The sequence below is a fragment of the Stappia sp. ABD4_338 genome (assembly GCF_056312175.1).
The window spans coordinates 4,238,053-4,250,980 of the sequence record NZ_CM149982.1; the positions used below are offsets into that span (position 1 = coordinate 4,238,053).

Annotated in this window: 15 protein-coding genes; 11 read left to right on the forward strand and 4 right to left on the reverse strand. The window is 67.0% G+C overall.

Annotated features, from left to right (window positions below):
• Nucleotides 1–19 precede the first annotated feature (19 nt).
• The 4 genes from ACYX4S_RS19000 to folK all read left to right on the forward strand — a co-directional run bounded on the left by ACYX4S_RS19000 (nt 20) and on the right by folK (nt 3,243).
• Nucleotides 20–478, forward strand: coding sequence for a MarR family winged helix-turn-helix transcriptional regulator (locus ACYX4S_RS19000; RefSeq protein ID WP_293720818.1), 459 nt, complete (start codon nt 20–22; stop codon nt 476–478).
• An 80-nt stretch (nt 479–558) separates the two neighbouring features.
• Nucleotides 559–1,743: a multidrug effflux MFS transporter gene (locus tag ACYX4S_RS19005; RefSeq protein WP_476361328.1), complete on the forward strand. Its 1,185-nt coding sequence runs from the start codon at nt 559–561 to the stop codon at nt 1,741–1,743.
• A 163-nt stretch (nt 1,744–1,906) separates the two neighbouring features.
• Complete coding sequence (gene folP, locus ACYX4S_RS19010; protein WP_476361329.1) at nt 1,907–2,746, forward strand: dihydropteroate synthase; 840 nt, start codon at nt 1,907–1,909, stop codon at nt 2,744–2,746.
• Complete coding sequence (gene folK / locus ACYX4S_RS19015; RefSeq protein WP_476361330.1) at nt 2,743–3,243, forward strand: 2-amino-4-hydroxy-6-hydroxymethyldihydropteridine diphosphokinase; 501 nt, start codon at nt 2,743–2,745, stop codon at nt 3,241–3,243. The genes folP and folK overlap by 4 nt, the downstream gene beginning before the upstream one ends.
• A gap of 31 nt (nt 3,244–3,274) precedes the next feature.
• Here the strand turns inward: folK and ACYX4S_RS19020 are convergent, their stop codons facing one another.
• Both ACYX4S_RS19020 and hisC read right to left on the reverse strand, forming a co-directional pair.
• Nucleotides 3,275–4,219: a prephenate/arogenate dehydrogenase family protein gene (locus ACYX4S_RS19020; RefSeq protein ID WP_293720822.1), complete on the reverse strand. Its 945-nt coding sequence runs from the start codon at nt 4,217–4,219 to the stop codon at nt 3,275–3,277.
• Nucleotides 4,220–4,274: 55 nt separating this feature from the next.
• Complete coding sequence (gene hisC, locus ACYX4S_RS19025) at nt 4,275–5,408, reverse strand: histidinol-phosphate transaminase (RefSeq protein ID WP_476362892.1); 1,134 nt, start codon at nt 5,406–5,408, stop codon at nt 4,275–4,277.
• A gap of 256 nt (nt 5,409–5,664) precedes the next feature.
• On the opposite strand from hisC, the gene metX reads away from it, so the two are divergent.
• Together metX and metW are read left to right on the forward strand one after the other, a co-directional pair.
• Entirely contained in the window at nt 5,665–6,900 is a 1,236-nt protein-coding gene (gene metX / locus ACYX4S_RS19030) for a homoserine O-acetyltransferase MetX (RefSeq protein ID WP_476361331.1), read from the forward strand.
• Nucleotides 6,897–7,520 carry a methionine biosynthesis protein MetW gene (gene metW, locus ACYX4S_RS19035; RefSeq protein WP_422067365.1) on the forward strand — a complete coding sequence of 208 codons (624 nt, stop codon included), beginning with the start codon at nt 6,897–6,899 and terminating at the stop codon, nt 7,518–7,520. Before metX ends, metW begins: the two co-directional genes overlap by 4 nt.
• Here the strand turns inward: metW and ACYX4S_RS19040 are convergent.
• A complete protein-coding gene (locus ACYX4S_RS19040) occupies nt 7,456–8,394 on the reverse strand; it encodes a class I SAM-dependent methyltransferase (RefSeq protein ID WP_476361332.1) in 939 nt (312 codons plus the stop codon). The genes metW and ACYX4S_RS19040 overlap by 65 nt on opposite strands.
• Before the next feature lie 86 nt (nt 8,395–8,480).
• Here ACYX4S_RS19040 and gloB point away from each other — a divergent pair, with 86 nt between their 5' ends.
• The 5 genes from gloB to ACYX4S_RS19065 all read left to right on the forward strand — a co-directional run bounded on the left by gloB (nt 8,481) and on the right by ACYX4S_RS19065 (nt 12,286).
• The gene (gene gloB, locus ACYX4S_RS19045) at nt 8,481–9,266 is read left to right on the forward strand and encodes a hydroxyacylglutathione hydrolase (RefSeq protein ID WP_476361333.1); all 786 of its coding nucleotides are present in this window, start codon (nt 8,481–8,483) and stop codon (nt 9,264–9,266) included.
• A 14-nt stretch (nt 9,267–9,280) separates the two neighbouring features.
• Entirely contained in the window at nt 9,281–9,727 is a 447-nt protein-coding gene (locus ACYX4S_RS19050; RefSeq protein WP_422067368.1) for a cupin domain-containing protein, read from the forward strand.
• A 149-nt stretch (nt 9,728–9,876) separates the two neighbouring features.
• Entirely contained in the window at nt 9,877–11,097 is a 1,221-nt protein-coding gene (locus tag ACYX4S_RS19055) for an argininosuccinate synthase (protein ID WP_476361334.1), read from the forward strand.
• Nucleotides 11,097–11,795 (forward strand): hypothetical protein, encoded by a 699-nt coding sequence (locus tag ACYX4S_RS19060; RefSeq protein ID WP_476361335.1) that lies wholly within the window; start codon nt 11,097–11,099, stop codon nt 11,793–11,795. The genes ACYX4S_RS19055 and ACYX4S_RS19060 overlap by 1 nt, the downstream gene beginning before the upstream one ends.
• A gap of 92 nt (nt 11,796–11,887) precedes the next feature.
• On the forward strand, nt 11,888–12,286 hold the full coding sequence (locus ACYX4S_RS19065) for a VOC family protein (protein ID WP_476361336.1): 399 nt from the start codon (nt 11,888–11,890) through the stop codon (nt 12,284–12,286).
• Here the strand turns inward: ACYX4S_RS19065 and ACYX4S_RS19070 are convergent.
• Nucleotides 12,235–12,912 (reverse strand): AraC family transcriptional regulator, encoded by a 678-nt coding sequence (locus ACYX4S_RS19070; protein ID WP_476362893.1) that lies wholly within the window; start codon nt 12,910–12,912, stop codon nt 12,235–12,237. The two genes, ACYX4S_RS19065 and ACYX4S_RS19070, sit on opposite strands and share 52 nt — an antisense overlap.
• Nucleotides 12,913–12,928 lie beyond the last annotated feature (16 nt).

Consider the following 12,928-nt stretch of genomic DNA (forward strand, 5'->3'; position numbering starts at 1 on the left):
CATAAAATATGGATGACTTATGGATCCGGACATCCTCTCGCGCCCGGTCGGTTTTCTTGTCGGCGATATCGCGCGCTTGCTGCGACGCCGTTTCGAGAGGGCCCTCGCCCAGACCGACACCGGCCTAACGGCATCGGAGGCGCGGACGCTTGCCTTCATCGAGCATTATCCGCACTTCCGCCAGGGCGCGCTTGCGGAGCGTCTGGGTGTCGAGCCGATGACGTTGAGCGGCGTTCTGGACCGGTTGGAGGCCGCCGGCTATGTGGAGCGGCGGCCCGACCCGGGCGACCGCCGGGCCAAATGCGTGGTCCTTACCGATGCGGCGCAGGGGGTGCTTGAACGCATTCACGAGGTTGCGATCGGCATTCGCGCCGCCGCTCTCGACGGCATGAGCGACGAGGAAGGCAAGCTTGCCTATGCATTGCTTGCACGGATCCACGACAACCTTTCCTCAGTTTCGGAACCCGAGCGCAAATGACACCTCCCCCTACCTGTTCTACAGGCGCGGCAGCGTCCCCGGCAAGCGTCGTCGGGACCACTGCGCATCCCGGTCCGCTGATGGGGGAACGGCGCACCGCCGTTATCGGCGCGGCGCTGGTCGCCATCGGGCCGATCACCATGGCGCTCTACACGCCGGCGATGCCGGTGCTTGCGGAAGCGTTCTCGACGTCGCAGTCGATGATCAAGCTGACGCTGACGGCCTATTTCACCGGCTTCGCGCTGACGCAGCTCCTGTGCGGTCCGCTGACGGATGCCTTCGGCCGCAAGCCGGTGACCATCGGGTTCCTCTTTCTGTATCTGGCCTCGACCATCGTCGCGACATGGGCACCGAGCATCGAGTGGATGCTGATCGCGCGCACGCTTCAGGGCATCGGCGCGTCCGTCGGCGTCGCGGCCTCGCGCGCCATCGTGCGCGACCAGTTCACGGGACAGGCGTCCGCCAGGATCATGAACACCATCGCGATGATGCTCGCGCTTGGCCCGGCGCTCGCGCCGACGATCGGAGCGATCACGCTGGAGCTGTTCGGATGGCGCGAGATCTTCTGGGCCATGCTGATCTACGGCTTTGTCCTGCTCGCGGTCGTGATCTGGCTGCAGCACGAGACCAACGCCTTCATCGATCGCGGGCACATGGCGCCCCGCCGCTTCTTCTCCAACTATGCGCGGTTGATCCGGGATCCGCGTTTCCTGCAGCCGAGCCTGATGGTCGGCTTCGGGATCGGCACGATCTACACGCTCGCCTCGATCCTGCCTTTCGTCATCATCGACCGGGTCGGCCTGTCGCCGACGCAGTTCGGTTTCGGCATGATGGTGCAGTCGGGCTCCTTCATTTCCGGAACGATCCTGACCAGCCAGCTCCTGCGCCGCATGGATGCATCCCGGCTTCTGCCGTACTCCATGTGCGGGCTGCTGCTTGCCAGCCTGGCCATGGTGATCGAGGCCACCTCTGGCGATCCGAGCTTCCTCGGCACCATGCTTCCCGTCGGCCTTTATGCCTTCAGCCTGGCGATCTCGCTGCCGGGGCCGACGACGGCGGCCTTGCAGGGCTTTCCGCAGATCGCGGGCGCGGCCTCCGCCCTCATGGGCTTCCTGCAGTTCGGCGCAGGCCTCCTCGGGAGCCTTGTCGCGGCCGCGATTGGCGATCCGCTTCTCAGCATCGCGATCGTGCCGCCGTGCATGGCCGCGATCGCCGTCGGGTCATACATGTTGTTTGGCCGACTTGCCGCTGCCCGGCCCGCATGATCGGCGCTTGACGTGCGGTAGCAAAGCGCGCAAGACCTCGCCGACCCGGCGGTAAACCGCTGGCGGCCGATCGTTGTCCGGCCCACCCGTTCGCGCATCGGGGGCTGCGATGGCGGAAGTTTCTCTAGCGGCGGCGACGTGCCGTGAACGACGGATCGCACCCATGGCCCCTGTCTCGGCACCCTCAGAGTTTCGCTTTCGTGGAACCGGGCTTTCCCTGAAGCGGCCGCTGGTGATGGGCATCGTCAACGTGACGCCGGATTCCTTTTCGGATGGCGGGCGGTTCCTCGATCCCGATGACGCGGTCGCCAGCGCACGCAAGATGATCGCCCATGGCGCCGATGTGATCGACGTGGGGGCGGAAAGCACGAGGCCGGGCGCGACGCCCGTTTCCTTCGACGAGGAATGGCGCCGTCTCGAGCCTGCGATCGGCGACGTGATCGCCCTTGGCACCCCGGTTTCCATCGACACCTACAAGGCGGAAATCGCGCGGCGCGCCTGCGCGCGCGGGGCGGCGATCGTGAACGACGTCTGGGGGCTGCAACACGATCCGGCCATGGCCGACGTCGTGGCGGAGGCGCAGGCCGGCATCATCATGATGCACAACCGGGAAAAGGCCGATCCGCAGGCGGACATTTTCGCCGACATCGACCGCTTCTTCGAGCGGTCGATGGAAATCGCCGAACGTGCGAACATCCCGGCTGAGCGGCAGATGCTCGATCCCGGCATCGGGTTCGGAAAGACGCTGGAACAGAACTTCTCGATCATCAACCGGCTGGAGCATTTCGCCCGGCACGGTCGCGCGCTGATGGTCGGGGCATCGCGCAAGCGCATGATCGGCGCCGTCCTGTCGGTCGAGACCGACGACCGGCTTTACGGATCGCTCGCCCTGCACACGATCGCGATGATGAAGGGAGCGTCCATGGTGCGTGTCCACAACGTCCAGCCTCATGCGGATGCGGCACGCATCGTGACCGCGACCCTGCAGGAGGGGCTGGCATGAGCGGCGGCACGCGCGTACGCGCGGCACTGGGACTCGGGTCCAACCTCGGGGACACAAGCGCCAACCTGGCGGAGGCGTTGGCCAGGCTTTCGGCGACGCCCGGCATCGACATCGTCGCGCGCTCGTCCGACTACCGGACCCCGCCCTGGGGGCCGGTGCCGCAGGACGACTACCGCAACGCCTGCGTGGTGATCGAGACGGATCTGGCGCCGGCGGACCTGCTGGCGCGGTGTCTTGAGGTCGAGAAGGAACTGGGCCGCGTGCGCGACGTGCGCTGGGGGCCGAGGACCATCGACATCGACCTGCTCCTCTACGGCGAGGCGAAGGTGGACGAGGAAGGGCTTACCGTTCCCCATCCGCGCATGGGCGAGCGCGCATTCGTGCTCGTGCCGCTTGCCGAGATCTGGCCCGAGGCGCCGATTGGCGACGGACGCAGCGTGCGCGAGGCGCTGGCCACCTGCGCCGGGCGGGACGAGATCGTGCTGCTCGACGATTGAGGGGAGGGGTGGTTCCCCTCCCGCTTCACCGTCAGTTTGCGTCGGATGCCTCCGCAGCATCCTTGGTATCGCGGCCGAAGTTCGGCACGGCGGTATCCTGGCCGGCCTCGATGATCGAGCGACGGATGTCTCGGGTGCGCGAGAACAGCTCGAAGAGCGCGGCGCCGTCGCTCCAGCGGATCGCGCGCTGAAGCGCCGCCAGATCTTCCGAGAACCGCGACAACATCTCCAGGATGGCGTCCTTGTTGTGCAGGCACACGTCCCGCCACATGGTCGGGTCGGAGGCGGCGATACGGGTGAAGTCGCGAAAGCCCGAAGCGGAGTACTTGATGACTTCCGACTTGGTGACCGCCTCCAGGTCGTCCGCCGTGCCGACGATGTTGTAGGCGATGATATGCGGTACGTGGGACACGATGGCGAGCACCAGGTCATGATGCTCGTGGTCCATCACCTCGACCATCGAGCCCAGGGCCTCCCAGAACCCGGAGAGGCGCGCGAGCGCGTCCTCGTCCGTTCCCTCGACCGGGGTCAGAATGCACCAGCGGTTCCGGAACAGCTCCGGGAAGCCGGCGTCGGGGCCGGATTCCTCCGTGCCGGCGATCGGGTGGCCCGGAATGAAATGCACGTTCGCTGGCAGGTGCGGCTGCATCTGGCGCACGACGGAGCTCTTGGTCGAGCCCACGTCGGAAATGATCGCGCCCGGCGCCAGTGCCGGCGCGATCCATTTGGCGATCGCCTCGCTGGCGCCGACCGGCACGCAGAGGATGACGAGATCCGCCCCGGCCACGGCGTCCGCCGCGTCGAGGCAGTAGCGGTCGCCCAGGTTCAGCTCCTCCGCGCGTCTCAGCGTGTGCTCGGAGCGCGTGGAAATCACGATTTCATCGGCCAGCCCCTCGCGGCGGGCGGCGAGGGCGATCGAGGAGCCGATCAGGCCAATGCCGATCAGGGCGAGGCGGCGAAACTTCGGTTTGGACATGGTGCAGGCTTTGACTTTGAGAGCGGAGCGGTTCGACGTTCCGCGTCCTGAAAGGTCACGCCGCGAGAAATTCCTTCAACACGGCGACAACAGTGCGATTGGCCTCCTCGGAGCCGATCGACATGCGCAGTGCGTCCGGAAGGCCATAGGCCCCGACCAGGCGCAGCACGCATCCACGGTCGCTCAGATATCGGTCCGCGTCGCTCGCAGTCTTGCCCGTGTCGCGGGGGAAATGCAGCAGCACGAAGTTGCCCACGCTCGGCGTCACCGTGAGGCCGAGCGCTTCCATCTCCTTCGTCACCCAGGGCAGCCACGTGTCGTTGTGGTCGACGGCGGCGTCGAGGAAGGCCCGGTCGCGGATCGCCGCGCTGCCGGCGGCCTGCGAGGCCGCGGAGACGTTGAAGGGGCCGCGAATGCGGTTCAGCGCATCGATGACATGCGCGGGCCCGTAGGCCCAGCCGATGCGCAGGGCCGCAAGGCCGTAGATCTTGGAAAAGGTGCGCGTCATCAGAACGTTGTCGGCGGTTGCCGCCAGTTCGATGCCCGCCTCGTAGTCGTTGCGGCGAACGTATTCCGCATAGGCCGCGTCGAGCACGAGCAGTACATGCGGCGGCAATCCGGCGTGGAGGCGGCGGATCTCGTCGAACGGCAGGTAGGTGCCCGTGGGATTATTCGGATTGGCGAGGAAGACGACGCGGGTCTTGTCCGTGACGCAGGCAAGCATCGCGTCGACGTCCGTGGTCATGTCCTTCTCGGCGGCGACGACAGGCGTGCCGCCGGCGGCGAGAATGGCGATCTTGTAGACCAGGAAGCCGTATTCGCTGTAGACGGCCTCGTCTCCGGGGCCGATGTAGGCGCGCGCGACCAGCTCGAGGATCTCGTCGGACCCGTTGCCGCAGATGATGCAGTCCGCATTGAGGCCATGCACGTCCGCGATCGCCTCGCGCAGCATCAAGGAGCCACCGTCGGGGTAAAGCTCCAGGTGCGCGGCCTCGCCCCGATAGGCCTCGATGGCTGCCGGGCTGGCGCCGAGCGGCGTCTCGTTCGAGGACAGCTTGTACAGCTTGCCGCCGCCGGTCGACTTGGTGCGCCCGGGCACATAGGGCGCGATCTCCATCACGCCGGGACGCGGCATCGGGCGGCTGGAGGAAACGGTGTCGGCGCTGGTGGCGGAAGTCGTCGGCTGCATGTGTCTCGACCGGTTCATGCGGGTGGGAACGCTGTCCGTGCGGTCCATGGCGACTGTCACCAGGACGCGAGCGGAACCGCGCCATTCATAGGCAGTTGACCGGGTGTTGGCAAAAGAAAACATTGACCTTGCAAGATCGGGCTCCTACCTCTCGAACCTCCCGACTGCCTGCGCCCCCGGCGCGCCGTTTCGGCGAAAAGGTCGACCGTTGGGGCGCAGTCGCACGGAGCAAATGCAGCAGGAGCGCCAGGGCGCGATGAGGGACGATACCAGCGGGCAGGACCACGACAGAGGAGGCTCGACCCTGCGTGCCTCGCCGGCAAGCGAGGCGGACACGCCGACGAGCCAGGTCGTGCGCTTTTCCGGAGACAAGGCGCTCAAGCTCGATTCAGGGCCGGTTCTCGACCCTTGGCAGATCGCCTATGAGACCTATGGCACGCTCAATGCCGACCGCTCGAACGCGGTCCTCGTCTGCCACGCGCTGACCGGCGACCAGTATGTGGCCTCGCAGAACCCGCTGACGGGCAAGCCGGGCTGGTGGTCGATGCTGGTCGGTCCGGGACGCCCGGTCGACACGAACCATTATTTCGTCATCTGCGCCAATGTGCTTGGCGGTTGCCTCGGGACCACGGGGCCGGCTTCCACCAATCCGGCCACGGGGCAGCGGTGGGGACTGGACCTTCCGCTCGTCACCATCCGCGACATGGTCAACGCGCAGGCCGTGCTTCTCGACCACCTCGGCATCGAGACGCTGTTCGCGGTGGTCGGTGGCTCCATGGGCGGTATGCAGGTGCTGCAATGGGCGGCGAGCTATCCGCAGCGGGTCTTCACCGCCCTGCCGATCGCCTCGGCGGCGCGTCATTCCTCGCAGAACATCGCGTTCCACGAGGTCGGCCGGCAGGCCGTCATGGCGGACCCGAACTGGTGCGGCGGCCGGTATTTCGAGCGCGGCGTGCGCCCCTCCAAGGGACTGGCGGTGGCGCGCATGGCCGCGCATATCACCTATCTTTCGGATCCGGCGCTGCACCGGAAGTTCGGCCGCAACCTGCAGGACCGCGAGGAGATCACCTTCGGGTTCGAGGCCGATTTCCAGATCGAGAGCTACCTGCGGCACCAGGGCATGACCTTCGTCGACCGGTTCGATCCGAACTCCTATCTCTATGTGACGCGGGCGATGGACTATTTCGACCTTGCCGCCGACTACGGCGGGTCGCTCGCGCGTGCGTTCCTGCATTCGCCGACCCGCTTCTGCGTGATGTCCTTCACCTCCGACTGGCTGTTCCCGACCGCCGAAAGCAAGGCGGTGGTGCGTGCGCTCAATGCGGCGGCGGCCAATGTCTCCTTCGTCGAGGTGGAGAGCGATCGCGGACACGACGCCTTCCTGCTCGACGAGCCGGAAATGTTCCGAACCGTGCTGGGCTTCCTCACCGGTGCCGCCCATGCGCGCGGCATTCCCGCTCCGCTCGAGGCATCCGCGGAGGCAGGAGCATGAACCACACGACCACGAACGTGATCGAACGTGGAGACCATCGGCTCGTCTGCGATCTCGTGACCCCGGGCGCGCGGGTGCTGGATATCGGCTGCGGCGACGGCGCACTTCTCGACCTTCTGGTGCGAGAGAGGCAAGTCGACGGGCGCGGCATGGAGCTTTCCCAGGCGGGCGTGAACGCCTGCGTGGCACGCGGCCTGTCCGTCGTGCAGGGCGACGCGGACCGCGATCTCGCCGACTATCCCGACGATGCCTTCGACTTCGTGATCCTCAGTCAGACGCTGCAGGCGACCTATGCACCGCGCCAGGTCCTGCGCGAGCTCCTGCGCATCGGCGCCAACGTGATCGTGTCGTTCCCCAATTTCGGGCATTGGCGCAACCGGTTGCAGCTCATGTTCGAGGGGCGCATGCCGGTAACCGACTACCTGCCCTACAGCTGGTACGACACGCCGAACATCCACTTCTGCACCATTCGTGACTTCGTGCTCATGTGCGATGAGGTGGATGCGAAGATGGAGAAGGCCATGGCGCTCAATGCGCGAGGGGAACCGGTGGGCTTCACCGCGCCGTGGTGGGTGTGGAACCTGATCGGCGAGCAGGCCCTGTTTCTCCTGAAGCGCTGACCCGCCGCGTCGCGCCGCTGCCGAGCCCGTGCCCCGACAGACCGGTCGTGGCTCCGTCGGGGATGAACAGCGGACGGAAGGAGCGCGTCACGCGTTCCTCGCGCACCAGATTGCCGCGATAGACCTGTTTTTCCGCTTCCACGACGAGAAGCCCGGCAAAGGCCGGCCAGAGCCGCCGGCCGATGCCCTCCCACGTCCGGGCGCCGCGCAGGAGCAGCCGGGAGCGCGTGGGCGGCATGAACAGCGCCTCGCCGCTACCGCGTGGCTCGAACTGGCAGTCGCGCAGAAGCGCCTCTATCTGCCGGCGGGAGTAGGGGCGTCCGTATCCGAAGGGCGAGATCTCGGACCGCGCCCAGAGGCCGCGCCGGTTGGGCACCACGACCAGGATCCGTCCGCCGGGCACGAGAACCCGCCAGACCTCGCGCAGCACGGCCTCGGGGTCGCGGGCATGGTCGAGCGCATGAACAACCAGGGCGTTGTCGAACACATGGTCGGGAAACGGCAAGTCGTCGTCATCCACCAGGGTGGCCGAGTTACGCCCTCCGCGCGGCCAGGCGACCACGCCCTGCTGGGCCGGCATGGCCGCGACGCAACACTCGGCCTCGTCGAGATAGGGGCGCATGTAGGGGCCGGCATAACCGATGCCGATCATCCGCTGACCCGAGAGCCCGGGCCAGAAGGCACGCACGCGCGCGCCCACGAGCACGCGGAGCATGCGCCCGAGCGGTAGGTCGTAGAATGTTCGCTGGTGTCTGGCGTCGAGATACATGGGCAGGCGACGGCGTCCCTCGGGAGAACGGTGTCGGCCGCTTGCATCGCCGGCCGGGGTGCGATTGAACCCTTCCCGGGACCGGGATGCAACCCGTTCGGACATTCGCCTGGATGCCACCGCGCCGGGTCTTGTGCGCGCGGGAGCGGGCGTGCAGTCTGACCCCGGCTCGAACCACAAGGAGTTCCAGCATGGGCACCACAGACGAAATGGCGCGGATCCGGCAGTTTTCGTGCCTGCAGGACAATTTCGGCGTTCTCGTGCATCTGCCGGAAAGCGGGCGCACGATTGCGTTCGATGTTCCCGAGGCTGCTCCCTATCTCAAGGCGCTTGCCGATACGGGCTGGACGCTCACCGACATCTTGATCACGCACCACCACTTCGACCATGTGCAGGGGCTGGAGGCGCTGAAGGCGCAAACCGGCGCGCGGGCCGTTGGACCGGAAATGTCGCGCGACAGGATCGCCGGGCTCGACGAGGGCGTCGGCGACGGCGACACGGTCACCATCGGCGGGATCGCCTTTGACGCGATCGAGACGCCGGGGCACACGCTCGACCAGATTTCCTGGCATGCGCCGGCGCTCAAGTTCGCCCATACGGGCGACACGCTTTTCTCGCTTGGCTGCGGGCGCGTGTTCGAAGGCGACATGACGATGATGTGGGAGTCCCTGGCGCGTCTCGTCGAGCGTCTTCCGGGGGAAACGGCGATCCATTGCGGCCACGAATACACGCTCGCCAATGCCCGTTTCGCGCTCACGATCGATCCGGACAATGCCAGGCTCGTGGAGCGGGCGCGGGAGGTGGAGAGCCTGCGTGCGGACGGGCGTGCGACACTGCCGACCACGATGGCGCAGGAACTGGCCACCAACCCGTTCCTTCGGGCGGCCGACCCGGCCATTCGCGCAAGGCTCGGCCTTGAGGACGCGAGCGACGCGGAGGTCTTCGCGGAGATCCGCCGCCGCAAGGACAATGCCTGACCGGAAGGATGAAGATGCAAGACACCGCCATGACCGCCGCGCAGATCATCGATCTGCTCGACATGACGCCGCACCCGGAAGGCGGCCACTACGTCGAGACCTTCCGCGATCCGCTGACGGACGGAGACGGCCGCGCGCGTTCGACGGCGATCTATTTCCTGCTGCAGGCGGGGGAATGCTCGGCCTGGCACCGGGTCGACGCGGTGGAGACCTGGCACTGGCACGCGGGCGCGCCGCTTGCCCTCAGGATTTCCGAGGATGGCGAGGATGCTCGCACGTTGACGCTCGGGCCGGACCTCGGCGTTGGTGAGCGGCCGCAGGGCGTGGTGCCTGCCGATGCATGGCAGGCGGCGGAGAGCCTGGGCGCGTGGACGCTGGTTGGATGCACCGTGGCTCCGGGCTTCGAGTTTGCCGGCTTCGAGATGGCGCCGGAAGGCTGGGAGCCCGGCTCTCGCGGGTGAGCGGGACGCCGGATACAGGGCTTTCCCGGCTTGCGCTCGCGCGCGCAGAAGCTACAGTGCGGCCGGATTTCATCCGCCGGCAGACCCGCGCGCCGTGAGACGGCCCGCCGGATCGCCGCAACCCCGCCCAGGACTGGACAACGGACCCCATGGCTCACAAAGACATCAAGAAGGTGGTGCTCGCCTATTCAGGCGGCCTCGATACCTCGATCATCCTGAAGTGGCTGCAGACCGAGTACGGCTGCGAGGTGGTGACCTTCACCGCCGATCTCGGCCAGGGCGAGGAACTCGAGCCGGCGCGCAAGAAGGCCGAACTGCTCGGCATCAAGGAAATCCACATCGACGACCTGCGCGAGGAGTTCATCCGCGACTTCGTCTTCCCGATGTTCCGCGCGAACACCGTCTACGAGGGGACCTACCTGCTCGGCACCTCGATCGCACGGCCGCTGATTTCCAAGCGCCTGATCGAGATCGCGCACGAGACCGGCGCCGACGCCATCGCCCATGGCGCGACCGGCAAGGGCAACGATCAGGTTCGCTTCGAGCTTTCCGCCTATGCGCTGGATCCGGACATCAAGGTGATCGCGCCCTGGCGTGACTGGACCTTCAAGTCACGGACCGACCTGATCGACTTTGCGGAGAAGCACCAGATCCCGGTGCCCAAGGACAAGCGTGGCGAGTCGCCCTTCTCGGTCGACGCCAACATGCTGCATTCCTCGTCGGAAGGTAAGGTGCTCGAGGATCCGTGGGAGGAGCCGCCGGAGTACGTCCACCAGCGCACCGTGTCGCCGATGGACGCGCCGGACGTGGCCACCGAGATCACCATCGGTTTCGAGAAGGGAGACGCGGTTTCGCTCAATGGCGAGGCCATGTCGCCGGCCGCGCTCTTCGCGAAGCTCAACGACTACGGTCGCGACAACGGCATCGGCCGGATCGACTTGGTCGAGAACCGCTTCGTGGGTATGAAGTCGCGCGGCGTCTACGAGACGCCTGGCGGCACCGTGCTGCTGGAGGCGCATCGCGCGATCGAGTCGATCACGCTCGATCGCGGTGCGGCGCATCTCAAGGACGAGCTGATGCCGCGTTACGCGGAGCTCATCTACAACGGCTTCTGGTTCTCGCCCGAGCGCGAGATGCTGCAGGCCGCCATCGACAAGAGCCAGGAGAAGGTCACCGGTGACGTTCGCCTGAAGCTCTACAAGGGCAATGTGATCGTGGTCGGTCGCCGGTCGCCGTATTCGCTCTACTCGGAAGAGCTCGTCACCTTCGAGGACGATCACGGCGCCTACGACCAGAAGGACGCGGCCGGCTTCATCCGGCTGAACGCCCTGCGCCTTCGCACGCTTGCCAAGCGCGACCGCGTGAAGTGATGACCGGCCCGGCGCGGGACGGGGCATGGCTTGCCGACTTCGGCGAGCGCCTCGCCCGCGCCGGGTTTCTTGTCGCGGGCGGTTTTCGCCCCGGACCCGATGACGACGTTCCCGCCTTGCCGGACGGTGCGCCCGCCGCCACCGTTCTCGTCGTCGGCAGCCTGTCGAACACGCTTCTTCCGATCCTGAAAGAACGGGCCGAGTGGCGCGATGGTGCCCCCGATCCGCTCGACCGCTATACGCGCGCGGCACTCACCGTGCTTGCGGACGGCGCGCGGCTCGGTGTGGTCTTTCCGTTTGACGGGCCGCCATACCATCCGTTCCAGCGCTGGGCATTGCGCACCGGCGGGTTTTCGCGCTCGCCCATGGGTGTGCTCGCCGATGAGCCTCATGGCCCGTGGCTGGGCCTGCGTGCGGCGTTTCTTGCCCGGGAGGTCCTGCCGGTGACCGGAGACGGTCGTGACGGTCCGTGTCCCACATGCGCCGACACGCCGTGCATCTCCGCCTGTCCCGCCGGGGCGCTCTCCTCCAGAGGGTATGATGTGCCCCGCTGCCTGTCATGGCTTGCAGCGAACCCCTCCGCCGACTGTCATCGCGGGTGTCTGGCGCGACGCGCCTGCCCCTTCGGACGCGATCACGCTCAAGGATATGACGAGGCCGCCTTTCACATGCGCAGCTTTCTGGGTGCGGCGTTCTAGGGTCTGCCTCGGGGCGTGTCGCAAATCTTCAAGACGGGCTTGCCGAGGCGCTGTATCCGGATGCGGGAACAGTCGAACAGGAGGTCTCCCTCATGAAATTTCGCTACACGATCCTCTATGTGGAGGATGTCGCCCGCTCGCTGGCATTCTACGAGAGTGCCTTCGGCCTGAAGACCGGGTTCCTGCATGAAAGCGGTGCCTACGGCGAACTCGCGACGGGTGGAACCAGGCTGGCGTTTTCCTCGCACGCATTGATGACGCAGCTTGGCAAGGCGCCGTCGCGGGCCGTCCCGGAGGCGCCCGTCTTCGAGATCGCGCTCGAGACCAACGATGTCGCGGGCGCGCTTGCAACGGCCCGTGCGGCGGGTGCACGCCTGGTTCAGGATGCGCGGGAGGAGGACTGGGGCCAGACGACAGCCTATGTGTCCGATCCCGACGGCTATCTTGTCGAGATCTGCTCGCCTGTCGCCGGCACCGCGAGCCCGGACTGAGCCAGCAGCGAAAGCCGGTACGGATCCGATTTCAGCCGTGCCGGTGTCGCTCCGAACCAGTTGCGGAAGTCGCGTGTCATATGCGCCTGGTCCGCGTACCCGGCGTCGGCGGCGATCTCCGCGAGGCAGGCGCCGCCCCTCAGTCCCAGCGCCGCGCGCCTTGCACGGGCGAGGCGCAACCAGAAGCCGGGCGCGGGCAGGCGGTTTGCCGAAAACAGCCGCTGCAGGGTCCGGGGCGTGAGGGACAGGCGCCGCGCAAGGTCCGCCGCCGTCGTGACGGGGGCCGCCTCGATACCGGCGAAAGCCTCGATGATGCCCGCGTCGCGCGAGCAATGTTCCTCGATCAGCGAAAGGTGTGAGCCGGGGTCTTCCGCCATGTGGACGACCCTCGACAGAAGAGGCCCGGTCTCTACCCGCATGCCCGGCGCAAGACGGTAACCGGTCAGCCGCGTTCCGGGCGGAAAGCCCGTGGCCAGAACCGGCGCGCTGTGCAATTCGCTGACGAAGGCCGTGGGCGCCGCGCCGGGCACGCAGACCACGATCAGGTCGCGGCACCCGTCGGGCAGGACGAGATCGGGACCGGTCGCGGTGACCGTATGCCTCCAGACATCGAGAAGCGTCGTCATGGTCACGCCGCGCCTG